The sequence below is a fragment of the Streptomyces sp. NPDC044063 genome (genome assembly GCF_056434285.1).
Genome location: NZ_JBWKFM010000003.1, coordinates 251,330 through 277,875 on the forward strand (window position 1 = coordinate 251,330; position 26,546 = coordinate 277,875).

A 26,546-nucleotide genomic window follows, 5' to 3' on the forward strand; every position below is an offset into this window, starting at 1 on the left:
CGGGCTCGCGTTCGGCATACCTCATGCCAGCACGGCCCGGACCGCGCATATTCCGGGCCGTTCAACTGGTCAGCGCTGGTCAGCCGCCGGTCAGCAGCTCCAGCTCGGTGGTGAGGTTGCGGCGGGCGAGGAGCTCCCAGCGGTCGTGGCCCAGCGGGGTGCGGAAGAGCCGGGGCAGGTCCAGCAGCTGGCGCAGCACGTCGGCGCGGCCGGCGCGGAAGACATCGTCGGGCACGAAGGCGTACTCCTCGCGGACGGCCGCCGCGTAGGCCGCGTACTCCCCGGGCGTGCCGCCCAGGACGGCCAGGTCGGCGTCGCAGAGCGTCTCGCCGTCGCGGTCGCCGGGGTCGGGGTCGTGGCTGACGGTGAGCCGTACGAGCCGGGCCACCTCGGCGGTCCGCGCGTGGTCGAGGCCCAGCTCGGGCAGGGCGCGCTCGGCGAGGTGGGCGGACCGCTCCTCGTTCTCGGAGCGGTCGGGGCGGTAGACCGCGTCGTGGAACCAGGCGGCGAGGCGGACGGTGTCGATGTCGTCGGCGTGCGGCGCGAGCTCGTCGAGCCGGTCGAGGACGGCGGCCAGGTGGTGCACCGTGTGATAGCGGCGCTCCGGCTCGGACCACCGGGCCAGGAGGTCGTCGGCGTAGCGGGCGGGGTCCGGTCCGGGAGCGGTGCGGACCCGGTCGACGGTCTGCTCCCAGCGGGCGCGAAGGTGCTCGGGCGTGACGGCCATGGGTCAATTGTGGGGTACGGCTACGTGCGCGGGGCGCGGGTGTGGCAGGCTGGACACATGTCTAGACCAATTCTTGAGGTGATCGCGCTCGGCCCCGAGGACGCGACGGCGGCGGAGTCCGGAGGTGCGGACCGGCTCGAACTGGTCACCGACATGGCCGCCGACGGCCTCACCCCCGCCCGCGAGACCTTCGCGGCCGTCCGGGCCGCCGTCGACATCCCGGTGCGCGTGATGCTCCGCGCCACGGACGGCTTCGCGGCGGGCGGCGCGGCGGCGCTGGAGGCCCTGTGCGGGACCGCGCGGGCACTGCGCGCGGAAGGAGCGGAGGAATTCGTCCTCGGCTTCCTCACCGACGACGGCCGCGCCGACCTCCCGGCGGTGGCGGCCCTCGCCGACGCGATCGGCCCGCGGGCCCGCTGGACCTTCCACCGCGCGATCGACCGCGCGGCGGACCGCGACGCCCTCCGCAAACAACTCGCCGACCAGCCCGGCCTCGACACCTACCTCACCGCCGGCTCGGCCTCGGGCGTCGACGACGGCCTCACCACGCTCCTCGCGGAGGCGGCCCGCGGCGACGAACCGGGCTACGAACCGCGGATCATGGCGGGCGGCGGCCTGAAGCTGAAGCATGTGCCGGTGCTGCGCGATGCCGGGGTGACGGCGTTCCACATCGGCGGGGCGGCGCGCCCGGGCGGCTGGGAGGCCGCCGTGGACCCGACCGCGGTCCGCGCGTGGCGGACGGCGCTGGACGCCTGATCCGCGCTGACGCGCGTCGTCCTCAATCGCCGGACGGGCTGAAAATCAGCCCGTCCGGCGTTTGAGGACCGGGGTCCGGGGCGGAGCCCCGGGAGAGCTCCGCCGGGAGCGGCGCGGCGTGCACCACCGCCAGCCCCGAAACCGCCCGCGTCAGCGCCACGTACAGCCGCCGCAACCCGGTCCGCTCGTCCGGCTCCCCCGCCACCACCTCCGCCGGCTCGTCCAGCACCACATAGTCGTACTCGAGACCCTTCGCCAACGACGCCGGCACCAGCGTCAGCCGCGCCTCCGCCGACGTCTCCTCGCCCGGGGCCAGGTACGGCAGGCCGGCCTCCGCCAGCGCCTCCCCCAGCGCCGGGACCCGGTCGTCGGCGGCGATCAGGCCGATCGATCCCTCCCGGCCGAGCGCGGCCCGGCACGCCTCCAGGACCGCCGTGTCCAGCTCGCCGGGCTCCACCCGGCGTACCGAGAAGTCGCCCGGCGACTCCCGCATCGACGTCGCCTCCGTCAGCCCCGGGGCGATCGCCGGCAGCAGTCGCGACGCGTAGGCGATCACCTCGCGCGGCACGCGGAAACCCTGGGTCAGTTCCTCCACGGCGGCGTCCGGCTTGCCCAGGTGGAACAGCGCCTCCCGCCAGCCGCGCGTCGCCCAGGGCGTGGTGCCCTGCGCGATGTCGCCGAGGATCGTCGCCGAGCCGGTGGTGCAGCGGCGCCCCACGGCCCGGTACTGCATGGGCGAGAGGTCCTGCGCCTCGTCGAGGACCACGTGGCCCAGCGAGGCGGTGCGGGCGACGAGGTCCGCCGCCTCGTCGATCAGTACGGCGTCCGCTGCGGACCACTTCGCCGAGCGCACCGACCGCGCGGGCTTCGCCCAGAGGATCTCCCGCTGCTCGTCGGCGTCCAGCACCCCCTCGGCGTGCTCCGCGAGGAACTCCGCGTCGGACAGCAGCCGCAGCACCAGCTTCGCCGGCTCGACGGCCGGCCAGATCGCCTTGACGGCCGCCTTGACGACCGCGGTGCGCGCGACCGCGTCCTGCACCCGGTCGTCGGGGGCCTCGCCGGCCTCCTCCATCCGTACGAGCACGGCGTGCGCGATGCGTTGCGGCAGGGCCTCGCGCGCCGCGCCGTAGCGGATGTCGCGGGCGAGCAGCTCGCGCACCATCTCCTCGATCTCGTACGCGGGGACGCGCCAGCGCCGCGAGCCGCGCACGACGACCACCGGCTCGACCGGCATCGTCACCCCGGACCGGACGGCGCGCCGCAGCACCTCCGCCATCCGCGCGTCGCCCTTGATCCGCGCCGCGCCGGCGGGGTCGGTGCCGCGCACCTCCACGTGCGCGACGAGGTCGTCGACGGTCGCCTGGGCGACGTTCAACTCGCCCAGCGCGGGCAGCACTTGCTCGATGTAGCGGAGGAAGGAGCGGTTGGGGCCGACGACCAGCGTGCCGGTGCGGGCGAGCCGCTCGCGGTGGGCGTAGAGGAGGTAGGCGACGCGGTGGAGGCCGACGGCGGTCTTCCCGGTGCCCGGCGCCCCCTGGACGCACACCGTGCCGCCGATGCCGGCGCGCACGATCTCGTCCTGCTCGGGCTGGATGGTGGCGACGATGTCCCGCATGGGACCGACGCGCGGGCGTTCGATCTCGCTCTGGAGCAGCCGGCTGGCCTGCTCGCCGCCCGCCGTGTCCGTCAGGTCCTCGTCCTCGTACGCGGTGAGGTCGCCGCCGGTGTAGCCGAAGCGGCGGCGCTGCCCCACGTCCATCGGGTCCTTCTTGGAGGCCCGGTAGAACGGCTGCGAGACGGGCGCGCGCCAGTCGATCACCATCGGTTCGCCGTCGGCGTCGTGCACGTGCCGCCGCCCGATGTAGAAGCGCTCGCCCCGCAGGTAGTCGAGCCGCCCGAAGAAGAGCGGGGTGTGGGCGAGGTCGGCGAGGGCGGCGATGCGGTCCTCGATCTGCCGCTGCAGGACGGCGGCGTTGACCCAGTTGGCGGTGACGTCCTTGATGTCGAGCGCCTCGACGTCGGCGCGCATCGCGCGCAGGGCGGCCCGGGACGACGCCAGGTGGGCGCGCTCCCGTTCCAGGGGGTCGTTCACGGTCGTCGACGTCACGTGCTGCGCGGACACGGCGGGGCCTCCAGGCGTACGGCGGAACGAGTGGAAGCCGCCGGTTACCGACCGGACGGCGGCGCGCTCCCGTACGGCGGAGTACGGCGGGACGGGAGGCGGCGGGAACGGAGGAGTCTAGCCAGTGGCGCCCGGGGGCGCGAACGATTTTCGGGGCGCCCCCAGGTGGCCCTCGGGGTCGGTGTCTGCCTTCCGTAGGAGACGGCATGATCCTCGGGTCGTAGGCCCGGGGCCTTGCGTTTACACCGGCAGGCCGATGCCCGGCGGGCGTACGGGAACCATGATGGAAGGCATGACCACCACCTCCGTCACCCCGGCCCCCGAGTCCGCCGTCTCCCCCCTGACCACCGCCATCCGGGCGATCAAGGCCTTCACCGGCGCGGCCGTGAGCGTCGTCGTCCTCGGCGAGTACGCCGACAAGCGCAAGGCCTGACCGCAGGCCCGACCGCGCGCCTGACCGCAGGCCCGACCGCGCCTACGCGTCCTCCCCCGCCAGCAGCGAGTCCGCGTCCACGATCCGGTACGCGTACCCCTGCTCCGCCAGGAAGCGCTGGCGGTGCGCGGCGAAGTCCTGGTCGACCGTGTCACGGGCGACCACCGAGTAGAAGCGGGCCTCGTGCCCGTCGGCCTTCGGGCGCAGCACGCGGCCCAGCCGCTGGGCCTCCTCCTGCCGCGAGCCGAAGGTGCCCGACACCTGGATGGCGACCGTCGCCTCCGGCAGGTCGATCGAGAAGTTGGCGACCTTGGAGACGACGAGCACCGAGATCTCGCCCTCCCGGAAGGCGTCGAAGAGCTTCTCGCGCTGCGCGTTGGTCGTCTCGCCCTTGATGACGGGCGCGTCCAGGTGCTCGCCGAGCTCGTCGAGCTGGTCGATGTACTGCCCGATGACCAGCGTCTGCTCCCCCTGGTGCTTGCGCACCAGCGCCTCGGTGACCTTCCGCTTGGTGGCGGTCGTGGCGCAGAAGCGGTACTTCTCCTCCGTCTCGGCCGTCGCGTACGCCAGCCGCTCGGAGTCGGTGAGATTGACGCGCACCTCGACGCAGTCGGCCGGGGCGATGTAGCCCTGCGCCTCGATCTCCTTCCAGGGCGCGTCGAAGCGCTTGGGGCCGATGAGGGAGAAGACGTCGGACTCCCGGCCGTCCTCGCGCACCAGCGTCGCGGTCAGTCCGAGCCGCCGCCGTGCCTGGAGGTCGGCGGTGAACTTGAAGACGGGCGCCGGCAGCAGGTGGACCTCGTCGTAGACGACCAGGCCCCAGTCGCGGGAGTCGAAGAGCTCCAGGTGCGGGTAGACGCCCTTCCGCTTGGTCGTCAGCACCTGGTAGGTGGCGATGGTGACCGGGCGGATCTCCTTCCGCGTACCGCTGTACTCGCCGATCTCGTCCTCGGTCAGCGACGTCCGCTTCACCAGCTCGTGCTTCCACTGCCGTGCGGAGACGGTGTTGGTGACCAGGATCAGGGTGGTGGCCTTGGCCTCCGCCATCGCCCCCGCGCCGACGAGCGTCTTGCCGGCGCCGCAGGGCAGGACGACCACGCCCGAGCCGCCGTGCCAGAAGCCGTCCACGGCCTGCCGCTGGTACGGGCGCAGCGCCCAGCCGTCCTCGCGCAGCTCGATGGGGTGCGCCTCGCCGTCCACGTATCCGGCGAGGTCCTCGGCGGGCCAGCCCAGCTTCAGCAGCGTCTGCTTGATCTGACCGCGCTCGGAGGGGTGTACGGCCACGGTGTCCGGGTCGATCCGGGCGCCCACCAGGGGCTGGATCTTCTTGGAGCGGAGGATCTCCTCCAGCACCGGCCGGTCGGTGCTCTCCAGCACCAGCCCGTGCGTGGGGTGCTTGAGCAGCCGCAGCCGCCCGTAGCGGGCCATGGTCTCGGCGATGTCGACGAGCAGGGCGTGCGGCACGGGGTAGCGGGAGTGGTTCACGAGCGCGTCGACGACCTGCTCGGCGTCGTGCCCGGCGGCCCGCGCGTTCCACAGCCCCAGCGGGGTCACCCGGTAGGTGTGGATGTGCTCGGGCGCCCGCTCCAGCTCGGCGAACGGCGCGATCGCCCTGCGGCAGGCCTCCGCCTGCTCGTGGTCCACCTCCAGCAGCAGGGTCTTGTCGCTCTGGACGATGAGGGGTCCGTTCACGCCTCCGCCTTCCACTCCGTGCCCGGGGACTGCCCCGGGACAAGCTTCCAGTGTCCCTCATGCGGCGCCGTACGGGTGGGCCGCCCGAGAACGCCACCGGGGCGGCACCCCCGTGAGGGAGTGCCGCCCCGGTGTCCTGGAAGGACGGGCGATCAACCGGTCAGGCTGATCAGAAGTCCATCTCGCCGCCGGGCATGCCGCCCGGAGCGGCCGCGGCGGCCTTCTCCGGCTTGTCGGCGATGACGGCCTCGGTGGTCAGGAACAGAGCGGCGATCGACGCGGCGTTCTGCAGCGCGGAGCGCGTGACCTTGGCGGGGTCGATGATGCCCTCGGCGATCATGTCGACGTACTCGCCGGTCGCGGCGTTCAGACCGTGGCCCGGGGTCAGGTTGCGCACCTTCTCCACGATGACGCCACCCTCGAGGCCGGCGTTCACGGAGATCTGCTTCAGCGGGGCCTCCAGGGCCAGCTTCACAGCGGCGGCACCGGTGGCCTCGTCACCGTCGAGGTCCAGCTTCTCGAAGACCGAGGAAGCCTGGAGCAGGGCCACGCCACCACCGGCGACGATGCCCTCCTCGACCGCGGCCTTGGCGTTGCGGACGGCGTCCTCGATGCGGTGCTTGCGCTCCTTGAGCTCCACCTCGGTGGCGGCACCGGCCTTGATGACGGCCACGCCGCCGGCCAGCTTCGCCAGGCGCTCCTGGAGCTTCTCGCGGTCGTAGTCCGAGTCGCTGTTCTCGATCTCGGCACGGATCTGGTTGACGCGGCCCTGGACCTGCTCGCTGTCACCGGCACCGTCGACGATCGTCGTCTCGTCCTTGGTGATGACGACCTTGCGGGCGCGGCCGAGCAGGTCGAGACCGGCGTTCTCCAGCTTGAGGCCGACCTCCTCGGAGATGACCGTGCCACCGGTGAGGATGGCGATGTCGCCCAGCATGGCCTTGCGGCGGTCGCCGAAGCCCGGGGCCTTGACGGCGACGGACTTGAAGGTGCCGCGGATCTTGTTGACGACCAGGGTCGACAGGGCCTCGCCCTCGACGTCCTCGGCGATGATCAGCAGCGGCTTGCCGGACTGCATGACCTTCTCGAGGAGCGGCAGCAGGTCCTTGACCGAGCTGACCTTCGAGTTGACGATCAGGATGTACGGGTCCTCGAGGGAGGCCTCCATACGCTCCATGTCGGTGGCGAAGTACGCCGAGATGTAGCCCTTGTCGAAGCGCATACCCTCGGTGAGCTCCAGCTCCAGACCGAAGGTCTGGGACTCCTCGACGGTGATGACGCCTTCCTTGCCGACCTTGTCCATGGCCTCGGCGATGAGCTCGCCGATCTGGGTGTCGGCGGCGGAGATGGAGGCGGTGGAGGCGATCTGCTCCTTGGTCTCCACGTCCTTGGCCTGCTCGAGCAGGGCCGCGGAGACGGCCTCGACGGCCTTCTCGATACCGCGCTTCAGGGCCATCGGGTTGGCACCCGCGGCCACGTTGCGCAGACCCTCGCGGACCAGCGCCTGGGCGAGGACGGTCGCGGTCGTCGTGCCGTCACCGGCGACGTCGTCCGTCTTCTTCGCGACCTCCTTGACCAGCTCGGCGCCGATCTTCTCGTACGGGTCCTCGAGCTCGATCTCCTTGGCGATGGACACACCATCGTTGGTGATCGTGGGGGCGCCCCACTTCTTCTCGAGGACGACGTTGCGGCCCTTGGGGCCAAGGGTGACCTTGACGGCGTCGGCGAGCTGGTTCATCCCGCGCTCGAGACCGCGCCGTGCCTCCTCGTCGAACGCGATGATCTTGGCCATGTGAAGTGGTCCTCCCAGGACGGGGTGGAGACTGCTCCGGACCGCGCTGGTGCCCGCGACGGACGGCCGGGGGACCGCGCGGTTCCTTGCCCCGCTTGGCTCCCGGACCTCACCGACGGTCCAAATCTGTCACTCTCACCAGGAGAGTGCTAAGCCCAATGATTAGCACTCGACCCTCGCGAGTGCAAGCGGTCCACGGGGTCTCCCACCTCAGGTGGCAACTGGGGGCACCTCCCGGCGGTAGCCGGGGGCGCAAGCGACTCAGTGCAACCCGGTGCATGCCCACGATCGCGGACAGCCATGCACGCGGCCGCCCGCAACCACACCCACGCCTGATCAGCCTGCGTTTCTCCACGCGCGCGCACGCGCGAGGGGCCCGCACCTCGTACAAGGTGCGGGCCCCTCGGCAAGCCGGGCGAGCCGGTCGATGCGTGCGTGGCGATCAGACGCTCAGCTTCACCATGTCCGCCTGCGGCCCCTTCTGGCCCTGCGAGATCTCGAACTCGACTCGCTGCCCCTCCTCGAGGGTGCGGTAGCCGTCCATCTGAATCGCGCTGTAGTGGACGAAAACATCCGCACCACCGTCGACCGCGATGAAGCCGTACCCCTTCTCCGCGTTGAACCACTTGACGGTGCCCTGAGCCATGCCTAACTCCCCTATTACTGGCCCTTGCACAGGACCGCACTTCGCGGACCCGGGTCAGACCTCACCCCCAGACAGGATGGAGGTGTGCGCCGGAACGCGTCGACCGCGGCTGAATGTATCTGCACGGATGCCGTCTGCAACAGGTCAGTCGGACGAGAATTCCAGGTGCGGCCGATCGGTTATTCGTACCGATTTCCGCAGCTTCTCGGGCAAGTCGGACCGGGCATAACGCAACCAACCCGACAATTCGTGCACCTGTTTCGCGCACAACTTGACGGGTTCTCATATGCGTTCGGTGCTGACACCGGAGGGGGAACGCCTCAACTCTATCGCGCTTCAACAGACGGAATCGCCCCGTCCGTTTTACGGGCGGGGCGATTCCGGGGATATGCAGAGGAACTCTGAGAAAAGCTCAGGCCAAAGGTCAGCCTCCGGCGACCGCCGGAATGATCGAGACGCCGGCGCCGTCGGGCGTCGCCGCCTCCAGGCCGCCCTCGAAGCGGACGTCGTCGTCGTTCACATAGACGTTGACGAACCGGCGCAGCTTCCCGGCGTCGTCCAGCACCCGCGCGGCGATGCCGGGGTGGTTCGCCTCAAGGGAGGCGATGACCTCGCGGAGGGTCGCCCCGTCGGCGGGCACCTCGGCCCGGCCGCCGGTGTACGTACGCAGGATGGTGGGAATGCGAACGGAAACGCTCATGGTGGAGTCACCTCATGAGTCGGGAAGTCGGGAAGGGACGGGAGGAAGGAACGGGAGGAAGGCAGAGGGGCGGGAGAGGGCGTCAGTCGCCGGCGCCGGCGAGACCCGCCGCGCGGAACGCCTCCAGCGACGGCCGGATCGTCGCCGTCGGCCCCGCCGTCACGGCGTCGAGGGTCTTGAGCCCGTCCCCCGTGTTGAGGACGACGGTGGTGAGCGACGGGTCGAGCACGCCGTCCTCCAGCAGCTTCCGCGTCACGCCCACCGTCACGCCGCCCGCCGTCTCGGCGAAGATGCCCTCCGTGCGCGCCAGCAGCCCGATGGCGTCCACGATCCGCGCGTCGTCGACGTCCTCGACGGCGCCGCCCGTGCGCCGCGCGATGTCCAGGACGTACGGCCCGTCGGCGGGGTTGCCGATCGCGAGGGACTTCGCGATGGTGTCGGGCTTCACCGGGCGGACCACGTCGTGGCCGTCCTTGAAGGCCCGCGAAACCGGGGAGCAGCCCTCGGCCTGCGCACCGAAGATCTTGTACGGGCGGTCCTCGACGAGGCCGAGGGCGATGAGCTCCTTCAGCCCCTTGTCGATCTTCGTCAGCTGTGAGCCCGAGGCGACCGGCACCACGATCTGGTCCGGGAGGCGCCAACCCAGCTGCTCGCAGATCTCGTAGGCGAGGGTCTTGGAGCCCTCGCCGTAGTAGGGGCGGAGGTTGACGTTGACGAAGCCCCAGCCCTCGCCGAGCGGGTCGCCGATGAGCTCGCTGCAGAAGCGGTTGACGTCGTCGTAGGTGCCCTCGATGCCGACGAGATCGCCGCCGTAGACGGCGGCCATGACGACCTTCCCGGCCTCCAGGTCGTGCGGGATGAAGACGCAGGAGCGGAAGCCGGCCCGGGCGGCGGCGGCGCCGACCGCGCCCGCGAGGTTGCCGGTCGAGGAGCAGGACAGGGTGGTGAAGCCGAAGGCGCGGGCGGCCTCGACGGCGATGGCGACGACGCGGTCCTTGAAGGAGTGCGTGGGGTTGCCGGAGTCGTCCTTGATGTACAGCCCGCCGGTCACGCCGAGCTCGCGGGCGAGGTTGTCGGCCTTGACCAGCCGGGTGAAGCCCGGGTGGAGGCCGGGCTTGCCGGCCACGTCGGCGGGTACGGGCAGCAGGGGGGCGTAGCGCCAGATGCTGGGCGGGCCGGCCTCGATGCGGCGGCGGAGCGCCTCGGGGTCACCGGCGGGCAGCTCGTACGCCACTTCCAGCGGCCCGAAGCAGGAGGCGCAGGCGAAGACGGGCCCGAGGTCGAAGCGCTCGCCGCACTCGCGGCAGGAGAGCGCGACGGCGGGGCCGAAAGCGGAGGGTGCGGGTACGACGGTACGACTTTCAACGGCTTCGACAGCCATGGAGGCGAGGCCCTTTCTCCTCATCTTCCTCGCGGCGAACGTCACCACGAGACGGAATTGGCACCTTCCCCGCCGGGAGCCTCGCGTCGGATGACCGAGTACCGGCTGGAGGGTTGCCGGGGCTTCAACGGGCCGTGTCCCTCTGCCCCTCTGGATGAGCGGTATGGCCCGGGCGCGGCCCGGGCGTTTGTGCGCGCGACGACCCCCGACATAGGACGGCCGTCCGCGTTGTTCAAGACTGTAACGGAAGGGACGGCCCGCTTCGAGGGCCCGTCCGCACCGCGAGATGCGTCATGGGACGCGTCCGAGATGCGTCACGAATGCGTCATCGCGACGATCGACACCGAGGAGTCATGCACGTGCTGGAAGAGGTGGAGCGCTGGCTGGCCCGGCGGTCCTGGACCGCCGCCGACCGTCCGCTCGACCAGCTGCTCGCCGCGAAACGCGACACGGGCACCACCGTCAGCGTCGTGCTGCCGGCGCTCGACGAGGAGGCGACCGTCGGCGAGATCGTGGCGACGATCCGCCGCGAGCTGATGTCGGACGCCGTGCCGCTGGTCGACGAGCTGGTGGTGGTGGACTCGGGGTCCACCGACCGCACGGCCGAGGTCGCCGCGGCGGCCGGGGCCCGGGTGGTGCACCGGGACGAGATCCTGCCCCGGCTGCCCACGCTGCCCGGCAAGGGCGAGGTGCTGTGGCGGTCGCTGCTGGCCACCACCGGTGACGTCGTGTGCTTCGTCGACGCGGACCTGAGGGACTTCTCCCCCGCGTTCGTCTCGGGGATCGTCGGGCCGCTGCTGACCGACCCGGACGTGCATTTCGTCAAGGCGATGTACGACCGTCCGCTCGGCGAGGCCCCGGGCCAGGGCGGACGGGTGACCGAGCTGGTGGCGCGCCCGCTGCTCAACCTCCACTGGCCGCGGCTGGCGGGCTTCGTGCAGCCGCTGGGCGGCGAGTACGCGGCCCGCCGCGAGCTGCTGGAGCGGCTGCCGTTCCCGGTGGGGTACGGCGTCGAGCTGGGTCTGCTGGTGGACGCGCTGCACACGGTGGGCCTGGACGCGCTCGCCCAGGTGGACGTCGGGGTACGCAAGCACCGGCACCAGGACGGCCGGGCCCTGGGCCGGATGGCGGCCGCGATCTACCGCACCGCGCAGCTCCGGCTGGCCCGCGGCCATCTGGTGCGTCCGGTGCTCACCCAGTTCGAGCGCACCGCGGAGGGCTTCGTGCCGCGGACGTACCCGGTGGACACGGAGGAACGGCCGCCGATGGCCGGGATACCGGAGTACGCCCGGCGGCACGCCGCATAGGCGTACGTTTGAGCGGTTCCCGGAAGGGCAAGGCTGGCGTCATGGTCGTTGAGCACACCCATCCCGGCCCGGGCCGGGGGGCCGCGCCGATCCTCGTGGCCTCCAACCGGGGGCCCGTGACGTACCGGCGGCGCGAGGACGGTTCGCTGGCCGCGGGGCGGGGCGGCGGCGGGCTGGTCTCCGGGCTGAGCGAGATCGGCCGGGACCCCGAAGGGGCGGCGGCCGTCTGGGTGTGCGCGGCGCTGGGCGACGGCGACCGCGAGGCGGCCCGCCGCGCGGGCCGGCGGCTGGACACGGCGGACACCGGCGGACCCCTGGTGCGGATGCTGGACATCGATCCGGCCACGTTCGCCGCCGCGTACAACGGCGTGGCCAATTCCGTGCTGTGGTTCGCGCACCACATGCTGTGGCAGACCCCGCTGGAGCCGGTCTTCGACGGCGGCTTCCGCAAGGAGTGGGCGGCGTACGAGGCGTACAACGCCGCCTTCGCGGACGCCGTCGCGGAGGAGGCCGCGGAGGGCGCCTCCGTCCTGGTGCAGGACTACCACCTCACGCTGGTGCCGGGCCTGCTCCGCGCCCGCCGCCCCGATCTGCGGATCGGCCACTTCTCGCACACCCCCTGGGCCCCGCCGGACTACTACCGCGTGCTGCCCGACGACGTCGCCGAGCAGGTGCTGCGCGGTGTCCTCGGCGGTGACCGGGCGGGCTTCCTCACCCGGCGCTGGGCGGAGGCGTTCGCCGCGTGCTGCGCGGAGGTGCTGCCGGGCGCGGAGGTCGTACGCGAGGGGGACGTCGCGACGGCGGTGCGCTTCGAGGGCCGGACGACGCGGCTCGGTGTGCACGGGCTGGGCGCGGACGGGGAGTTCCTGCGCGAGCGGGCGCACCGGCCGGACGTCGAGGAGCGGCTGGCCGCGCTGCGGCGGCAGATCGGGCCGGGCCGCCGGACGATCGTCCGGGTGGACCGCACGGAGCTGTCGAAGAACATCGTGCGCGGCCTGCTGGCCTTCCGCCGCCTGCTGGAGGACCACCCGCGGTGGCGCGGCGAGGTCGTGCACATCGCCTTCGCCTACCCCTCGCGGCAGGACCTCGCGGTGTACCGCGACTACATGGCCGAGGTCGGCCGGGTTGCCGCGGAGATCAACTCCACGTTCGGCACGGCGGAGTGGACGCCGGTGGCGCTCCAGATGGAGGACGACTTCCCGCGCTCGCTCGCGGCCTACCGGCTGGCCGACGTGGCCCTGGTGAACCCCATCCGGGACGGCATGAACCTGGTCGCCAAGGAGGTCCCGGTCGTCTCCGACCGAGGCTGCGCGCTGGTGCTCTCGCGCGAGGCGGGCGCGGCGGCCGAGCTGGGCGACGCGGCCCTGACGGTCAACCCCTACGACGTGGCGGCCACGGCCCGCGCCCTCCACACGGCCCTGCTGATGGACCCGGAGGAGCGAACGGCCCGCACCCGCCGCCTGGCGGAGGCGGCGACGGCACTACCACCGGCGAAGTGGTTCGTGGACCAGCTACGAGCACTCTGAGGGGCAGTGCAGCGCCCCGAAGGGGGCGCGAGGAACGGCGCGACCAGCCACGACGCACCCGCACCCGACACAGCTCGGCAGCGCCCCAAAGGGGCGCGAGGAACTGCGCGACCAGCCACAACGCACCCGCAGCCAAGACGGGGCCAAGACCGGGGCCAAGGCCGGGACCGGCCCCGGCCGCGGCGTCAGCCGAGCTCGTCCGCCAGCGCGGCCAGCAGCCCGACCACCCCGGGCGGCCCGTCGACGACGAGGTCGGCGCGCTCGGCGAGGACGGCCACCTCGCTGCTCCCGCTGCACACGAGCGTGCCGGGGACGCCTTCGGAGCGCAGCTTCTCCACGGCCGCGAACGCGGCGAGGTCGCCGAGGTCGTCGCCGGCGTAGAGGACGGCCCCGGCGCCGATCTCGCGGACGTACGCGGCGAGGGCGACGCCCTTGTCCATGCCCGGCGGGCGCAGCTCCAGCACGAGCCGGCCGGGCTCGACGATCAGGCCGTGCCGGGCGGCGAGGCCGGCGAGCGGCGCCCGCAGGGCCTCGAACGCGGCCTCGGGGTCGTCGGCGCGGCGCGTGTGCACGGCGACGGCCCGGCCCTTGTCCTCGATCCAGGTGCCGTGCCAGGCGCCGGACGCGTCGAGGACGCCGGGGAGTTCGGCCTGGACGGCGGCGACGCCGGGGTGGACGGCGGGGGCGCGGACGGTGCCCGTCACCGCGTCCCAGCGCTCGGCGCCGTAGTGGCCGAGCACGACGAGGTGCTCCAGCCCGGACACGCCGGAGAACCCACCGAGGCGTACGGCGGCCCCGGCCGGGCGGCCGGTGACGACGGCGACGGAGGCCAGGCGGGGCGCCAGGCGGGCGAGCGCCGGAACGGCTCCGGGGTGGGCGCGGGCCCGCTCCGGGTCGGGCACGATCGCGGCGAGGGTGCCGTCGAAGTCCAGGGCGACGACCGCGCGTTCGGGGCGCGCGAGCAGCGCGTCCAGTCCGTCGCGGCCGGCGGCGGTCACGGCTTCCGGGAGGGGATGGCTGCCCATACGGCCGACCCTACCGGGGCGCCCGGCGGACGGGAGGGCAGTTGTACGCGCTCGCCCGCCCCGGTTCGGCGCGCCGGTTCGGCGCGCCGGTTCAGCGCGCCGGTTCAGCGCCGGGCGCGCCGCTCGTCCCGCAGCCGGCGCAGCCGGTTGACGGTGACGGGGTCGTGGGCGAGGGCGCGCGGGTCGTCGAGCAGGGCGTTGAGCAGCTGGTAGTAGCGGGTGGGGGTGATGCCGAGCTCTTCGCGGACGGCGCGTTCCTTGGCGCCGGGCCCGGGCCACGTCCGCCGCTCGAAGGCGAGGACGGCCCGGTCCCGGTCGGTGAGGCCTACGGGATCGGCGTCGGCATCGGGGTCCATGCCCGGCAGCCTAGCTGCCTCAGCCGCCCTGGCGGCCGTCGGTGCGGCTGGCGAGCTCGACGGCGCCGGCCTCACGCGAGATCTCGCCGAGGACGGCGTTGGGGTCGCCACCCTTCTGCACGGTCGCGCCGATCTTCTCCTTGACCGTCTTGCTGACCGAGGCCCAGGAGGTCTTGCTCGCCGGGTAGAACTCGGCGTTCTGGAGCTGCTTCAGGAACTGCCACAGATCACTGTTGGCGCGGCTCTCCTGCATGGCGTTGGCGGCGGTCGTGGTGACCGGCAGGAGCTTGTACTGGGTGGTGAAGGACAGCACGTTGTCCTTGCTGAAGACGAAGTCGAGGAACGTGCCGATCTGCGCGCGGTGGCCGTTCCGCTTGAACGCCATCATCCAGTCGGCGACGCCCATGGTCGACTTGGAGGGTCCCTTGACGCCGGGCAGCGGGGCCATGTCGAAGTCGATGTGCGCGGCGGCGGCCTGCTGCATCAGGGTCGGGTGGCCGTTGAGCATGCCGACCTCGCCCTTGCAGAAGGCGTCGAAGACCTCCTGGCGGTTGGTGCGGGCGGGGTTGCCGGGACCGGTGAGGCCCTGGCCGACCAGCTCGTCGCGCAGCCAGGTGAACGCCTTGATGTTCTCCGGCGAGTTGATCATGTAGCTGCCGTCCTGGTTGGTGTAACCACCACCGGCACTCAGCATCCACATCATCGTCTCGGCGGGCGCCTCCTCCGGGCCCAGCGGCAAGCCGAAAGGTATCTTCACGCCGGCGGCGCTGAGCTTCTTCGCGGCGGCCTGGAGCTCGTCCCAGCTCTCCGGCGCCTTGGCGATGCCGGCCTTGGCGAACAGCTTCTTGTTGAAGAACAGCAGGCGGGAGCTGGACACGAACGGGATGCCGTACTGCACCCGGGCCACCTCGCCGGCCTTGGCGATGGAGGGGATGAAGTCGGCCTGGGTGGGGATCGAGAGCATCTGGTCGGCGCTGTAGAGCTTGCCGGCGGCGGCGTAGTCGGCGTAGGCGCCGATCTGCGCCATGTCGGGGGCCTTGCCGGCGGCCACCATGTCGGCGACCTTCTTGTCGACCTCGGTCCAGCTGTAGACCTCGACGTCGACCTTGATCTTGCTGTGCTGCTTCTCGAACTCGTGGACGAGGTTCTCCCAGTACTTCCGGGAGCTGTTCGCCTCCTTGTCGCCGTAGTCGGCGGCCACGAGCTTCAGCGTCGTGGCACCACCCGGTGTGCTCGCGCCGCAACCCGCCAGCGCCGGTGCGAACGCCGCCGTGGCGGCACCCGCCGCCGTCATGCCCAAGAACCGCCGCCGCTGCACTGCTGCTACCCACCTTGTGGTTCGTGTGTCAATCCCGTGGAGACCGTGAGTCTCTCCCGCGCGCCACCTTACGGTCTACTTCTCCCGGGTTGCGCTTCGGTATCGCCGTACGACTCTTCCCCCAGGTCAGGGGCGGCTGCTAAGCACGAGGCGACCGCTTTCGCCGCACGACCGCACCGCGAGGAGCTCAGCGCATGAAGCCGTCCCCTTCCGCACTCCCCTCCCTGACCGCCCGCGAGCTGGCGACGCAGCCGGACGACTGGCGCCGCGCCGCGCGGGCCGCCGAGGGGGCGACGGGGCTACCGAGGCCGGGCGAGCGGGTGGCGGTGGCCGGCTGCGGCACGTCGTGGTTCATGGCGCAGGCGTACGCGGCGCTGCGGGAGGCGGCGGGGCAGGGCGAGACGGACGCGTTCGCGGCGTCGGAGTTCCCGCTGTCCCGCGCGTACGACCGGCTGGTGGTGATCACACGCTCGGGAACCACGACGGAGGTGCTCGACCTGATCGAGGCGGTACGAGGACGCCTGACCGTCCTGGCGGTGACCGCCGACGCGGCGTCGCCCGTCACACGGGTGGCGGACGAGGTCACGGTCCTGGACTGGGCGGACGAGGAGTCGGTGGTGCAGACGCGCTTCGCGACGACCGCGCTCGCGTTCCTGCGCGCGGGCCTGGAGGGGGTGGAGACAGTGGAACGGGCGGCCACGGACGCGGAACGAGCGGTCGAGGCCCCCTTGCCGGCGGCGGCGCTGACCGCGACCCAGTGGACGTTCCTGGGCAGCGGCTGGACGTACGGTCTGGCGCAGGAGGCGGCCCTGAAGATGCGCGAGGCCGCGGGCGCGTGGACGGAGGCGTACCCGGCGATGGAGTACCGCCACGGCCCCCTGGCGATCGCCGGCCCGGACAGGGTGACGTGGGCCTTCGGCCCGCTGCCGGAGGGTTTGGCGGAGGACGTGGCGCGGGCGGGCGGCACGCTGGCCTTCACGGCGGAGGAGACCCCGGAGGACCCGATGGCGACGCTGATCCGCGCCCAGCGCGTGGCGGTGGAGGTGGCGGAGTCCCGGGGCATGAACCCGGACGAACCGAAGAACCTGACGCGAAGCGTGATCCTTTTCAGCCCGTCCGGGGGCTGAGGCCCGCGCCCGGCGAGTGGACTAGACCTTTCCCACCCCGCCGAGCGAAACTACATGCGTGAAACACGTCATCGCCCTCGATGTGGGCGGCACCGGGATCAAGGCCGCCCTGGTCGGCCCCGACGGCACGCTGCTGCACGAGGCACGGCGCCCGACCGGCCGCGACCGCGGCCCCGACGCCGTCGTGTCCGGCATCCTCGACTTCGCGGCCGAGCTCCAGGCGCTCGGCCGCGAGCGGTTCGGCGGCACCGGCGCCGCGGCGGCCGGCGCGGCCGTCCCCGGCATCGTCGACTCGGCCGCCGGCACCGCGGTCTACTCCGCCAACCTCGGCTGGCGCGATCTCCCCCTGCGCGACCTCCTCGCCGCCCGCCTGGGCGGCATCCCCGTCGCCCTGGGCCATGACGTCCGCACCGGCGGCGTCGCCGAGGGCCGCCTGGGCGCCGGCCGCGACGCGAACCGCTTCCTCTTCGTCCCGCTCGGCACCGGCATCGCGGGCGCGATCGGCATCGACGGCCGTATCGAGGAGGGCGCCCACGGCTACGCGGGCGAGATCGGCCACGTCGTCGTGCGCCCCGGCCCCGACGGCATCGTGTGCGGCTGCGGCGGCCGCGGCTGTCTGGAGACGCTCGCGTCCGCGTCCGCCGTCTCCCGCGCCTGGGCGGCGGCGAGCGGCGACGCGGACGCCGACGCCGCCGACTGCGCCGCGGCCGTCGCGGCGGGCGACCCGCGCGCCCGCGCGGTCTGGCAGCACGCCGTCGACGCGCTCGCCGACGGCCTGGTGATCGCGATCAGCCTGCTCGACCCGGACACGCTGATCATCGGCGGCGGGCTCGCGGAGGCCGGCGACACGCTGTTCACGCCACTGCGCGCGGCGGTCGCGGAACGCGTCACCTTCCGCAGGCTCCCCCGCGTCGTCCCGGCGGCCCTCGGGGACACCGCCGGCTGCCTGGGCGCGGGCCTGCTCGCCTGGGACCTGCTCGGCCCGACCGACGCAACACACCCGCACCCGCACCCGCACCCGCACCCGGCGGTCCCCCACGCGAGGGCCCCGCACGCAACGGAGGTAACCCCCTGATGGTCGAACGAACGGTTCTCGCCGGCGCCCGCGTGGTGCTGCCGACCGGGGTCGTGGAGGGGGGCCGCGTCACGGTCGAGGGCGGACGCATCGCGCACGACGCGCCCGTAGGCGGAGACGCGACGGGGACGCGCACCCTCGACCTCACCGGCCGCACGATCGTGCCCGGCTTCGTGGACATCCACCTCCACGGCGGCGGTGGGGCGTCCTTCTCCACCGGTACGGCCGAGGAGGCGCTCACCACCATCCGTACGCACCGCGCGCACGGCACCACCACGATGATCGCCTCCACCGTCACCGGCGACCTGGACGACCTGGCCCGGCAGGCGGCGGTCCTCTCCGAGCTCACCGAGCAGGGCGACCTGGCCGGCATCCACTTCGAGGGCCCGTTCATCTCCCCCCACCGCTGCGGCGCCCACCAGCCCGGCCTGCTGCGCGACCCCGACCCGGCGGACGTGCGCAAGCTCGTCGACTCGGCGCGCGGAGCGGCCCGCATGATGACGCTGGCGCCGGAGCTGCCCGGCGGTCTGGAATCCGTCCGCATGCTGGCGGACCACGGCGTGATCGCCGCCGTCGGCCACACGGACTCCACCTACGAGGCCACGCTCGACGCCATCGAGGCGGGCGCCACGGTGGCCACCCACCTCTTCAACGCGATGCCGGCGCTCCAGCACCGCGCGCCGGGCCCGATCGCGGCCCTGCTGGAGGACGAGCGCGTCACCGTCGAGCTGATCAACGACGGGACGCACCTCCACCCGTCCGTACTGGAGCTGGCGTTCGCGCGGGCGGGCGCCGACCGGGTCGCGTTCATCACCGACGCCATGGGCGCGGCCGGGATGAACGACGGCATGTACTTCCTCGGCCCGATGGGCGTCGAGGTCAGGGACGGCGTGGCCCGGATCGCCGACGGCCCGACGGCCGGTTCCATCGCGGGCTCGACGCTCACTCTGGACACGGCGTTCAAGCGGGCGGTGACGGTCGACCGGCTGCCGCTGACGGACGCGGTACGGGCCCTGTCCACCACCCCGGCCCGGCTGCTGGGCCTGTCGGACCGCATCGGCTCGCTGGAGGCGGGCAAGGACGCCGATCTCGTCGTGCTCGACGACGCGTACGACCTCGTGGGCGTCATGCGCCGGGGCGAATGGGTGGTCGATCCCGAAGTGGGCTGAAAGTCCACCGCTCTGACACGGTGTCGCAGACGGCGGCAGGCCCGGAGGTCTGGGCCTGCCGCCGCTGTTTTGGCATGATCGCTGGCGCAGATTCGTCCCCCGTCACACCGGTCGAGGAGAGAGGCGCCGATGATCCTCACGGTCACGCTCAACGCCGCGCTCGATCTCACGTATCGCGTCCCGCTGCTGCGGCCGCACTCCGATCACCGCGTGGGACGGGCCGCCGAACGCCCCGGCGGCAAGGGCCTCAACGTCGCCCGCGTCCTGGCCGCGCTCGGCCACGAGACCGTGGCCACGGGTTTCACCGGCGGCGCCACGGGCGAGACCGTGCGCGCCCTGCTGTCGGAGACGTCGGTCACCGACGAGTTCGTCCACATCACCGGCCCCACGCGCCGCACGGTCGCCGTCGTCGACGAGTCGACGGGCGACACGACGCAGCTCAACGAGACCGGACCCGACGTCACCCCCACCGAGTGGGCGGCCTTCGACGACCGCTACGCCCATCTGCTGCGCGACGCCCGAGCGGTGGCCCTGTGCGGCAGCCTCCCGCCGGGGGTCCCGGTAGGGGCGTACGCCCACCTCGTACGCGCCGCCCGCGCCCGGCGCATACCCGTACTGCTGGACACCAGCGGCGAACCGCTCCGCCGGGGCATCGCGGCCCGCCCGGACGCCGTCAAACCGAACGCGGCCGAACTCGCGGCCCTCACCGGCACCACGGACCCCCTGCGCGCCGCGATAGCCGCCCGCCGCCGGGGCGCCCACGCGGTAGCGGCGTCCCTGGGCCCGGAGGGCATCCTGGCGGTCACCCCGGAAGGCACCTGGCACGCCACCCCACCCCGCCCCCTGACGGGCAACCCGACAGGAGCCGGCGACTCGGCGGTGGCAGGCCTCCTCTCCGCATGGACGGAAGACCTCCCATGGCCGGACCGCCTGACGCGAGCGGTGGCACTGTCGGCGGCGACGGTGGCGGCACCGACGGCGGGCGAGTACGACGCGACGGTGTACGAGAAGCTGCTGAAGCAGATAAAAATCAGCCCGGCCGACTGATCCAGCCCGGGCGTTTGAGGCCAACGCTGCCCAATCCAGCCCGGCCGGCGTTTGAGGCCAACGGGGTCCGGGGCGGAGCCCCGGTTACGGGAAGGGGCGGGGTGGGGGAGAAACCCCCCATGCCACTGACCCGCACCCACGTCCTCATGACGGCCGCCCGAACCACAGGCGGAGCCGTAACCGCCTTCAACGTCATCACCCTCGAACACGCAGAAGCCGTAGCGGCAGGAGCCGAAGCGGCCGGCGCCCCGGCCATCCTCCAGATCTCCGAGAACGCCGTCCGCTTCCACGGCGGCGACCTGACCCCCCTGGCCGCCGCCACGGCCGCCGTGGCCCGCGCGTCGAGCGCCCGGCTGGCCCTTCACCTGGACCACGTGGAGAGCGTGGAGCTGTTGCGCGCGGCGGCGGCGCACGACTTCGGGTCGGTGATGTTCGACGCGTCGAGGCTGCCGTACGGGGAGAACGTGAAGGCGACGGCGGAGGCGGTGCGTTGGGGCCATGAGCGCGGCATCTGGGTGGAGGCGGAGCTGGGCCGTATCGGCGGGAAGGCGGGCGACGCCCACACGCCGGGTGTCCGCACGGATCCGGCGGAGGCGGCGGCGTACGTGGCCGACACGGGCGTGGACGCGCTGGCGGTGGCGGTGGGCAGCACCCACGCGATGACGGAACGCACGGCGGTCCTGGACCACGCCCTGATCGCGGAGCTGCGCGCGGCGACGGGCGTCCCGCTGGTCCTCCACGGCTCCTCGGGCGTCCCGGACGCCGAGCTCCGCCGCGCGGTGGCGGCGGGCATGACGAAGATCAACGTCGGGACGGCCCTGAACACGGCGTTCACGGCGGAGGTCCGGGCCCGCCTGGCGGCCGACCCGGGGGTCGTCGACCCGCGCCGCTACGTGGCTCCCGCGCGGGAGGCGATGGCCCGGACGGTGGCGGCGTATCTACGGGTCACCGCCACCACCCCGGGCGACCGGCTCTAGCCGGCCGAGAGCCAGACCTGGTCGAGATGGGCCTCGCAGGCGTTGCCGGCCTCGCAGGAGAACCTGAGGACGTTGGTGCCCTTGTTGAGCGTCACCTGGACCCAGCTGGTGTACCAGCCGGCCTCCCAGTCGCCCGGCTTGGCGCCGTAGTTCTTCATCTTTATCGGGGTGAAGGTCTTGTCGCCGTTCGCCCACGTCGTGAGGCTGGCGTCCTTGCCGGGCACGCCGTAGCGCAGGTTCAGCCGGTAGTTCCCGGGCTTGTCGACGTCCACCGTCCACTCGACGGCGGCGCCCGGCTGGTTCATCCCGGTGATGTAGGTCCCGCCGTCGGCCAGGGCACCCTTGACGGACTTCTCCGTCGCGGCGCCGCCGCTCAGCCGCAGGCTGGCCGCGTCGCGCTTCTGCAGGCCGTTGGCGGAAGGATTCTTGGGCTGGTCGTCCTTCTTGTCCTTCTTCTTCCCCGGCTCGTCGGGCTTGCCCGAGTCGTCGGTGACGACCTTGCCGCTGTCGCCGCCCGCGTTCTGGGACGAGTCGTCCGAGCTGTTCGTCAGAACGGCCGCGCCGATGCCGCCGGCGACCACCAGGACCACCGCTATCGCGGCTATGAGCAGCCCGCGCCGCTTCGGCCGCGCGCCGCCGGTCCCGGCCGCGTGCCCGGCGGGTGCCTGGGCGCGGGAGCCCTGCGGCGGGGTGTTGCCCGGCAGGGTCTCGGGGGCCGCGTAGTGCGGGTGCTGCGGTTGCTGGGCACGCTGCTGGCCGCCGTAGGTGCGGGACCCCACCGGGCGTACCTGGTTGTACGACGTACGGGGAACGCCAGGCTGGCGCGCGGCGGTCTGCTGACCACCACCTTCGGTGGACCCGTCGCCGCCGCCCTCCGAGCGGTACAGGTAACCGAACGGGTCGTCGCCCTCCGGCGTCCCGGTGCCGTTGTTACCGGCAGTCATCCCCTGTCACTCCCCACATGGTGTGCCCATCGGCGCCCACGCTCGTTGCGCCGGGACCGCGAAGTCATGGCCGGGGCGGCCCCCACGGTCGGCGGCGGTGCCGCATCGGCGCAGCCTACCCCGACCAGGCCGGATCACGCCGTGGTCCAGACCGCACGAAGCGGAGCGAATCCGTACTCACCCGGCGCGTCTCACCCAGCGCTCGTCTGCTCGTCACCCAGCGCGTCTGCTCGCCTTCGCGCGCGACCGCTTCTCGATGTACATCCGCTGGTCGGCCGACTGGAGTACTTCGTCCGCCGACATGCCGCATCCCGCCCAGCCGATCCCGAAGCTGGCCCCGACCTTCACCGCCCGCCCGTCGACCCGTATGGGCGGCAGGATCGCGTTGCGCAGCCGGGCCGCGAGGTCCTCCGCGTCGGCCTGGCCGAGGCCGTCGGCCAGCACCACGAACTCGTCGCCGCCGAGCCGGGCGACCGTGTCGCCCTCGCGCACGCCGTTGCTCAGCCGGTGGGCCACCTCGATCAGGACCGCGTCGCCGGTGTGGTGCCCGTACCGGTCGTTGATCAGCTTGAAACCGTCGAGGTCGCAGAAGAGGACCGCCAGCCCCTTGGTGCCGTCGTCGTTCGTCTCGTCCGGCGCCACGGCGTGCTCGTGGTGGTCGTACGCCCCCGCGGACATCCCGCCGAGGCCACCGAGCCCACCGATGCCGTTGATGCCGTTGATGCCACCGATGCCGGCGAAGTCGTCCGGCAGGTAGTCGGGCCCCGCGTCCGACCCGAAGCCGTGGCCCGCGGCGCCGGCGGGGCTCCCGTGGAGGGCCGGCTCGCCGACCCGGCCGTGGACGGCGACATCGACATGCCCGGCGTAGGCCGGGACGACGCCCGGCACGCTCTCGACCTCCGCGAACCCCTCCAGGTGCCCGTACGGCCCGGCGGCGGCCGCCGCCGCGTGGGCCTCGCTGCCCGGCGGGCGGGCGCAGAGCCGGCTCGCGAGCCGTGCGCGGAGCTCGGCGCTGTTCGGCAGGCCGGTCAGCGAGTCGTGGCTGGCGCGGTGGGCGAGCTGGAGCTCGTGCCGCTTGCGCTCCTCGATGTCCTCGACGTGCGTCAGCAGGAAGCGCGGCCCGTCGGCGGCGTCCGCCACGACGGAGTTCCGCAGCGAGACCCAGACGAACGTGCCGTCCCGCCGGGCCAGCCGCAGCTCGGCCCGGCCGCCCTCGGCCGAGGTGCGCAGCAGGGTGCCGATGTCCTCGGGGTGGACGAGGTCGGAGAAGGAGTAGCGGCGCATCTGCGACGCGGAGCGGCCGAGCAGCCGGCAGAGGGCGTCGTTCGTACGGTGCAGCCGGCCGTGCTGATCTCCGCCGAGTTCGGCGATGGCCATGCCGCTGGGCGCGTATTCGAAGGCCTGGCGGAAGGATTCCTCACTGGCGCGCAGCGCCTGCTGCTCCCTTTCCAGCCTGACCAGAGCGCGTTGCATATTTGCGCGTAGACGAGCGTTACTGATCGCAATCGCCGCTTGCGACGCGTACATCTGCAAGGCCTCGCGACCCCAGGCACCGGGTCTGCGGCCGTTGGTCGGTTTGTCCACCGAAATGACGCCGAGCAGCTCCCCGCCGGAGGGCCCGGTGGTGAACATCGGGGCGAACAGCCGGTCCATCGGATGCCACTCATGGTCGAAGCGCGGGGCCGTGCCGGCCGTGTGCCACTGCGGGACGTCGTCGTCGTCCAGCACCCAGCCCTCGGTGTACGGGATGAACCGCAGATCGCCCCAGTGCTCGCCCATCGCCAGGCGCCGCTCCCACGACACCCGCGAGCCGACCCGGCCCGCCATCAGCGCTTCCGCGCTGGCACTGCCCGCCACCGCCGCCACGACGAGGTCGCCGTCCGGTCGTACGAGATTCACGGCCGAGAGCTCGTAGCCGAGCCCCGTCACGATGCCGTCCGCGACGGTCTGCAGGGTGTCCGCGAGGCTGCGCGCGGTGTTCAGCTCCGCGATCGCCCGGTGAACCTGGCGCAGCGTCGCCAGGCGGACATACGGCTCCGACTCGGTCTCCATAGCTCGCTCTCCCCCGAGACCTCGACAGCAACTCCAGGCTTCTTGTTCGTCCGTTTACCGGGCCACTGAATCACAGCGAGCTGACCACTCGGTACACAGGGTCAACAATTACTGCCCTATGTGACTCATGTCACATGATCTCATTACGTCCCCCTACTGGCGTTCGACTGCAGCCCTATGCTTCCTGAACGCAAATCCGGAGGCCCCGGAGATGTCATGCCCGAGGCGATTTCATGGCCAATTCACGGCGGTTCACATACCGTTCACGGACGATTTACGGACGCTTTCACGCCTGGTTCAGATCATTGCTGTCGGGCGGTACGAGGAGCGGCGGAACATTTCCGGGGGCGACGGCCGGAGCGGGGCGGGCGACCTAGGACCCGTCTGGTCCCCCAGCCCGATGCGACCCCTCCCCCGGTGCGGCTAGCGTGCACAGCGTGTTGCAGACCACTTCGCCCACAGAGACCGGCATAGCTCATCCTGAAGGGGTGACCGCCGACGAATTCCGTGCCGCCCTCGCCCGCCTCGCAGCGGGCGTCGTGCTGGTGACCGCGCACGACCCGGAGGACGGGCCGCGCGGCGAGGACGTCGGCATGACGGCCACCGCATTCCTGTCGGTCTCCCTCGACCCACCGCTGGTGATGGTCAGCGTCCGCAACGACTCGCGGATGGACGACCTGCTGGAGCGCCAGCCGCTGTGGGGCGTCTCCGTGCTCGCCGAGAGCCAGCGCCACATCGCCGGCCGCTTCGCCATGAAGGGCCGCATCAGCGACCGGCTGCTCTTCGAGGACGTGCCCTACGAGCGCGGCGGGGAGACGGGGGCGCCGCTGATGCGGGGCGCGCTGGCGGTGCTGGAGTGCCGGACGGAGCAGCGGGTGCCGGCGGGGGACCACACGCTGGTCATCGGCCGCGTGCTGCGGGCGGACACTCCGACGACGGAGAGCGGCCCGCTGACGTACTTCCGGGGCCGGTACCGGCAGCTGGGATGACGAGCCGACCGGGATGACGAGCCTGCTGGGATGACGAGCCTGCTGGGATGACGGGCCAGCTGGGATGACGGGCTGCCGCAGCAGGGACGTCGGGAGGGGTGTCGGGAGGGGCGTTACGACCAGTCGCGCCCGGTGCGCCCGCGCTTCGTCTCGGCGCGGGCCTTCTTCTCCCGCAGCCGTCGTTCGTTGATGCCGCGCGGTATGCGCGTGGGGCGCCGCTGCTTCGGCGGCGGCGCGGTGGCCTCCGCGAGGAGCGCCGCCAGGCGTACGGCCGCGGCCTCGCGATTGCGCCACTGCGAGCGGTGCTCGGAGGCCCGGACGACCACGACCCCGCCCACGAGCCGGCTCGCGAGCCGCTCCAGGGCGCGTTCCTTCCAGACCGCCGGCAGGGCGTCCGTCGCGGCGAGGTCGAAACGCAGCTCGACCTGACTGTCGCTCGTGTTCACGTGCTGCCCGCCCGGCCCGGAGGAACGCGAGAAACGCCACATGAGCTCGGCCTCGGGCAGGGAGACGGAGCCGCGGATGACATGGGGACCGGACATGCACCCATGTTCCCCCGGCCGGATCGCCCCCGTCACCCCGATTTACGGCCCGCGATACGGGGCCGGCGTCAGGAATGAGCAAAGAAAGTAAAGCGGGATGGAACCCAGGGTCCCCCGATCGGCGTTATCCGGGGTGACTGCAACTTCGAGTGCGCGGGCCGTGAACCGGTTCGCGCACGGGCGAAAGGGACACATCCCATGGCTGTAAGCCTGTCCAAGGGCGGCAACGTCTCCCTCACCAAGGAGGCCCCGGGCCTGACGGCCGTCACGGTCGGCCTCGGCTGGGACGTCCGCACCACCACCGGCACGGACTTCGACCTCGACGCCAGCGCGATCGCGGTGAACTCCGGCGGCCGCGTCTACTCCGACGCGCACTTCGTCTTCTTCAACAACAAGTCCACGCCGGACCAGTCCATCGTCCACACCGGTGACAACACCACCGGCCAGGGCGAGGGCGACGACGAGCAGATCAACGTCAACCTGGCCGCGCTGCCGGCCGACATCGACAAGATCGTCTTCCCGGTCTCCATCTACGACGCCGGCTCGCGCTCGCAGAACTTCGGCCAGGTCCGCAACGCGTACATCCGCATCATCAACCAGGCCGGCGGCGCCGAGGTCGCCCGCTACGACCTGAGCGAGGACGCGGCGACCGAGACCGCGATGGTCTTCGGCGAGCTGTACCGCCACGGTGCGGAGTGGAAGTTCCGCGCGGTGGGCCAGGGCTATGCGTCGGGCCTCGCCGGCATTGCCAAGGACTTCGGCGTCAACGTCTGACGGTCCCTCCTGGGGCTCCGCCCCGGACCCCGCTCCTCAATCGCCGGAGGGGCTGAATTCAGCCCGTCC

The 26,546-nt window shown here is 72.4% G+C and carries 24 protein-coding genes and 1 riboswitch; of the genes, 11 read left to right on the plus strand and 13 right to left on the minus strand.

The genetic code is table 11. The annotated features are described in order from the left end of the window. Positions 1-79: 79 nt before the first annotated feature. Positions 80-727, minus strand: a complete 648-nt coding sequence (locus AC07BS_RS06355; RefSeq protein ID WP_478646424.1) for an HD domain-containing protein — start codon at positions 725-727, stop codon at positions 80-82. Between the two features lie 57 nt (positions 728-784). Between AC07BS_RS06355 and AC07BS_RS06360 the strand changes: the two genes are divergently transcribed. Beyond that, positions 785-1,483 (plus strand): copper homeostasis protein CutC, encoded by a 699-nt coding sequence (locus AC07BS_RS06360; protein WP_478930582.1) that lies wholly within the window; start codon positions 785-787, stop codon positions 1,481-1,483. A 22-nt stretch (positions 1,484-1,505) separates the two neighbouring features. Here the strand turns inward: AC07BS_RS06360 and AC07BS_RS06365 are convergent, their stop codons facing one another. Continuing rightward, positions 1,506-3,605, minus strand: coding sequence for a HelD family protein (locus tag AC07BS_RS06365; RefSeq protein WP_478930584.1), 2,100 nt, complete (start codon positions 3,603-3,605; stop codon positions 1,506-1,508). A gap of 292 nt (positions 3,606-3,897) precedes the next feature. Between AC07BS_RS06365 and AC07BS_RS06370 the strand changes: the two genes are divergently transcribed. After that, complete coding sequence (locus tag AC07BS_RS06370) at positions 3,898-4,038, plus strand: hypothetical protein (protein WP_478646432.1); 141 nt, start codon at positions 3,898-3,900, stop codon at positions 4,036-4,038. A 42-nt stretch (positions 4,039-4,080) separates the two neighbouring features. Here the strand turns inward: AC07BS_RS06370 and AC07BS_RS06375 are convergent, their stop codons facing one another. The 5 genes from AC07BS_RS06375 to thrC form a co-directional block, all read right to left on the minus strand. After that, on the minus strand, positions 4,081-5,730 hold the full coding sequence (locus tag AC07BS_RS06375) for a DNA repair helicase XPB (RefSeq protein ID WP_478646434.1): 1,650 nt from the start codon (positions 5,728-5,730) through the stop codon (positions 4,081-4,083). Positions 5,731-5,899: 169 nt separating this feature from the next. Continuing rightward, the gene (gene groL, locus AC07BS_RS06380) at positions 5,900-7,522 is read right to left on the minus strand and encodes a chaperonin GroEL (protein ID WP_478646437.1); all 1,623 of its coding nucleotides are present in this window, start codon (positions 7,520-7,522) and stop codon (positions 5,900-5,902) included. A gap of 442 nt (positions 7,523-7,964) precedes the next feature. Next, positions 7,965-8,168: a cold-shock protein gene (locus AC07BS_RS06385; protein ID WP_478646439.1), complete on the minus strand. Its 204-nt coding sequence runs from the start codon at positions 8,166-8,168 to the stop codon at positions 7,965-7,967. Positions 8,169-8,592: 424 nt separating this feature from the next. Then, positions 8,593-8,868, minus strand: a complete 276-nt coding sequence (locus tag AC07BS_RS06390) for a MoaD/ThiS family protein (RefSeq protein WP_478646442.1) — start codon at positions 8,866-8,868, stop codon at positions 8,593-8,595. An 82-nt stretch (positions 8,869-8,950) separates the two neighbouring features. Further along, positions 8,951-10,249: a threonine synthase gene (gene thrC / locus AC07BS_RS06395; protein ID WP_478930587.1), complete on the minus strand. Its 1,299-nt coding sequence runs from the start codon at positions 10,247-10,249 to the stop codon at positions 8,951-8,953. A gap of 17 nt (positions 10,250-10,266) precedes the next feature. Next, a riboswitch (SAM riboswitch) is annotated at positions 10,267-10,410 on the minus strand. Positions 10,411-10,608: 198 nt separating this feature from the next. On the opposite strand from thrC, the gene AC07BS_RS06400 reads away from it, so the two are divergent. Next, positions 10,609-11,556, plus strand: coding sequence for a glucosyl-3-phosphoglycerate synthase (locus AC07BS_RS06400; RefSeq protein ID WP_478646741.1), 948 nt, complete (start codon positions 10,609-10,611; stop codon positions 11,554-11,556). Between the two features lie 41 nt (positions 11,557-11,597). Beyond that, on the plus strand, positions 11,598-13,082 hold the full coding sequence (locus AC07BS_RS06405; RefSeq protein ID WP_478930589.1) for an alpha,alpha-trehalose-phosphate synthase (UDP-forming): 1,485 nt from the start codon (positions 11,598-11,600) through the stop codon (positions 13,080-13,082). Between the two features lie 185 nt (positions 13,083-13,267). On the opposite strand, the gene otsB is transcribed toward AC07BS_RS06405, so the two are convergent. The 3 genes from otsB to AC07BS_RS06420 form a co-directional block, all read right to left on the minus strand. Beyond that, positions 13,268-14,107, minus strand: a complete 840-nt coding sequence (otsB, locus tag AC07BS_RS06410) for a trehalose-phosphatase (protein WP_478930591.1) — start codon at positions 14,105-14,107, stop codon at positions 13,268-13,270. A 104-nt stretch (positions 14,108-14,211) separates the two neighbouring features. Continuing rightward, a complete protein-coding gene (locus AC07BS_RS06415; RefSeq protein ID WP_478646453.1) occupies positions 14,212-14,463 on the minus strand; it encodes a DUF3263 domain-containing protein in 252 nt (83 codons plus the stop codon). 19 nt (positions 14,464-14,482) lie between these two features. Then, a complete protein-coding gene (locus AC07BS_RS06420) occupies positions 14,483-15,757 on the minus strand; it encodes an ABC transporter substrate-binding protein (protein WP_478646455.1) in 1,275 nt (424 codons plus the stop codon). 218 nt (positions 15,758-15,975) lie between these two features. On the opposite strand from AC07BS_RS06420, the gene AC07BS_RS06425 reads away from it, so the two are divergent. The 5 genes from AC07BS_RS06425 (at position 15,976) to AC07BS_RS06445 (ending at position 21,176) form a co-directional block, all read left to right on the plus strand. Then, positions 15,976-16,908 (plus strand): SIS domain-containing protein, encoded by a 933-nt coding sequence (locus AC07BS_RS06425; protein ID WP_478646457.1) that lies wholly within the window; start codon positions 15,976-15,978, stop codon positions 16,906-16,908. A gap of 58 nt (positions 16,909-16,966) precedes the next feature. Next, entirely contained in the window at positions 16,967-17,983 is a 1,017-nt protein-coding gene (locus tag AC07BS_RS06430; protein WP_478930594.1) for an ROK family protein, read from the plus strand. Next, positions 17,983-19,152 (plus strand): N-acetylglucosamine-6-phosphate deacetylase, encoded by a 1,170-nt coding sequence (gene nagA / locus AC07BS_RS06435; RefSeq protein WP_478930596.1) that lies wholly within the window; start codon positions 17,983-17,985, stop codon positions 19,150-19,152. Before AC07BS_RS06430 ends, nagA begins: the two co-directional genes overlap by 1 nt. A gap of 129 nt (positions 19,153-19,281) precedes the next feature. Further along, positions 19,282-20,199 carry a 1-phosphofructokinase family hexose kinase gene (locus AC07BS_RS06440; protein WP_478646464.1) on the plus strand — a complete coding sequence of 306 codons (918 nt, stop codon included), beginning with the start codon at positions 19,282-19,284 and terminating at the stop codon, positions 20,197-20,199. Between the two features lie 119 nt (positions 20,200-20,318). Beyond that, a complete protein-coding gene (locus AC07BS_RS06445; protein WP_478930598.1) occupies positions 20,319-21,176 on the plus strand; it encodes a class II fructose-bisphosphate aldolase in 858 nt (285 codons plus the stop codon). On the opposite strand, the gene AC07BS_RS06450 is transcribed toward AC07BS_RS06445, so the two are convergent. Both AC07BS_RS06450 and cdgB read right to left on the minus strand, forming a co-directional pair. Then, the gene (locus AC07BS_RS06450; protein WP_478646469.1) at positions 21,173-22,120 is read right to left on the minus strand and encodes a carbohydrate-binding protein; all 948 of its coding nucleotides are present in this window, start codon (positions 22,118-22,120) and stop codon (positions 21,173-21,175) included. The two genes, AC07BS_RS06445 and AC07BS_RS06450, sit on opposite strands and share 4 nt — an antisense overlap. A gap of 213 nt (positions 22,121-22,333) precedes the next feature. Then, the gene (cdgB, locus tag AC07BS_RS06455) at positions 22,334-24,172 is read right to left on the minus strand and encodes a diguanylate cyclase CdgB (protein WP_478930600.1); all 1,839 of its coding nucleotides are present in this window, start codon (positions 24,170-24,172) and stop codon (positions 22,334-22,336) included. A 437-nt stretch (positions 24,173-24,609) separates the two neighbouring features. Here cdgB and AC07BS_RS06460 point away from each other — a divergent pair, with 437 nt between their 5' ends. Beyond that, entirely contained in the window at positions 24,610-25,161 is a 552-nt protein-coding gene (locus AC07BS_RS06460) for a flavin reductase family protein (protein WP_478646472.1), read from the plus strand. Between the two features lie 113 nt (positions 25,162-25,274). Here AC07BS_RS06460 and arfB read toward each other — a convergent pair whose 3' ends face one another. After that, positions 25,275-25,703, minus strand: coding sequence for an alternative ribosome rescue aminoacyl-tRNA hydrolase ArfB (gene arfB / locus AC07BS_RS06465; protein ID WP_478646475.1), 429 nt, complete (start codon positions 25,701-25,703; stop codon positions 25,275-25,277). Positions 25,704-25,901: 198 nt separating this feature from the next. Between arfB and AC07BS_RS06470 the strand changes: the two genes are divergently transcribed. Next, positions 25,902-26,477: a TerD family protein gene (locus AC07BS_RS06470; RefSeq protein ID WP_478646478.1), complete on the plus strand. Its 576-nt coding sequence runs from the start codon at positions 25,902-25,904 to the stop codon at positions 26,475-26,477. The last annotated feature ends 69 nt before the right edge of the window (positions 26,478-26,546 follow it).

Bases quoted from the DNA above. Each gene is read 5' to 3' on its own strand.
- AC07BS_RS06355 (WP_478646424.1), bottom strand. From the start codon at position 727: ATGGCCGTCACGCCCGAGCACCTTCGCGCCCGCTGGGAGCAGACCGTC.
- AC07BS_RS06360 (WP_478930582.1), top strand. From the start codon at position 785: ATGTCTAGACCAATTCTTGAGGTGATCGCGCTCGGCCCCGAGGACGCG.
- AC07BS_RS06370 (WP_478646432.1), top strand. From the start codon at position 3,898: ATGACCACCACCTCCGTCACCCCGGCCCCCGAGTCCGCCGTCTCCCCC.
- groL (WP_478646437.1), bottom strand. From the start codon at position 7,522: ATGGCCAAGATCATCGCGTTCGACGAGGAGGCACGGCGCGGTCTCGAG.
- AC07BS_RS06385 (WP_478646439.1), bottom strand. From the start codon at position 8,168: ATGGCTCAGGGCACCGTCAAGTGGTTCAACGCGGAGAAGGGGTACGGC.
- AC07BS_RS06390 (WP_478646442.1), bottom strand. From the start codon at position 8,868: ATGAGCGTTTCCGTTCGCATTCCCACCATCCTGCGTACGTACACCGGC.
- thrC (WP_478930587.1), bottom strand. From the start codon at position 10,249: ATGGCTGTCGAAGCCGTTGAAAGTCGTACCGTCGTACCCGCACCCTCC.
- AC07BS_RS06405 (WP_478930589.1), top strand. From the start codon at position 11,598: ATGGTCGTTGAGCACACCCATCCCGGCCCGGGCCGGGGGGCCGCGCCG.
- otsB (WP_478930591.1), bottom strand. From the start codon at position 14,107: ATGGGCAGCCATCCCCTCCCGGAAGCCGTGACCGCCGCCGGCCGCGAC.
- AC07BS_RS06415 (WP_478646453.1), bottom strand. From the start codon at position 14,463: ATGGACCCCGATGCCGACGCCGATCCCGTAGGCCTCACCGACCGGGAC.
- AC07BS_RS06420 (WP_478646455.1), bottom strand. From the start codon at position 15,757: ATGACGGCGGCGGGTGCCGCCACGGCGGCGTTCGCACCGGCGCTGGCG.
- AC07BS_RS06425 (WP_478646457.1), top strand. From the start codon at position 15,976: ATGAAGCCGTCCCCTTCCGCACTCCCCTCCCTGACCGCCCGCGAGCTG.
- nagA (WP_478930596.1), top strand. From the start codon at position 17,983: ATGGTCGAACGAACGGTTCTCGCCGGCGCCCGCGTGGTGCTGCCGACC.
- AC07BS_RS06440 (WP_478646464.1), top strand. From the start codon at position 19,282: ATGATCCTCACGGTCACGCTCAACGCCGCGCTCGATCTCACGTATCGC.
- AC07BS_RS06445 (WP_478930598.1), top strand. From the start codon at position 20,319: ATGCCACTGACCCGCACCCACGTCCTCATGACGGCCGCCCGAACCACA.
- AC07BS_RS06450 (WP_478646469.1), bottom strand. From the start codon at position 22,120: ATGACTGCCGGTAACAACGGCACCGGGACGCCGGAGGGCGACGACCCG.
- cdgB (WP_478930600.1), bottom strand. From the start codon at position 24,172: ATGGAGACCGAGTCGGAGCCGTATGTCCGCCTGGCGACGCTGCGCCAG.
- arfB (WP_478646475.1), bottom strand. From the start codon at position 25,703: ATGTCCGGTCCCCATGTCATCCGCGGCTCCGTCTCCCTGCCCGAGGCC.
- AC07BS_RS06470 (WP_478646478.1), top strand. From the start codon at position 25,902: ATGGCTGTAAGCCTGTCCAAGGGCGGCAACGTCTCCCTCACCAAGGAG.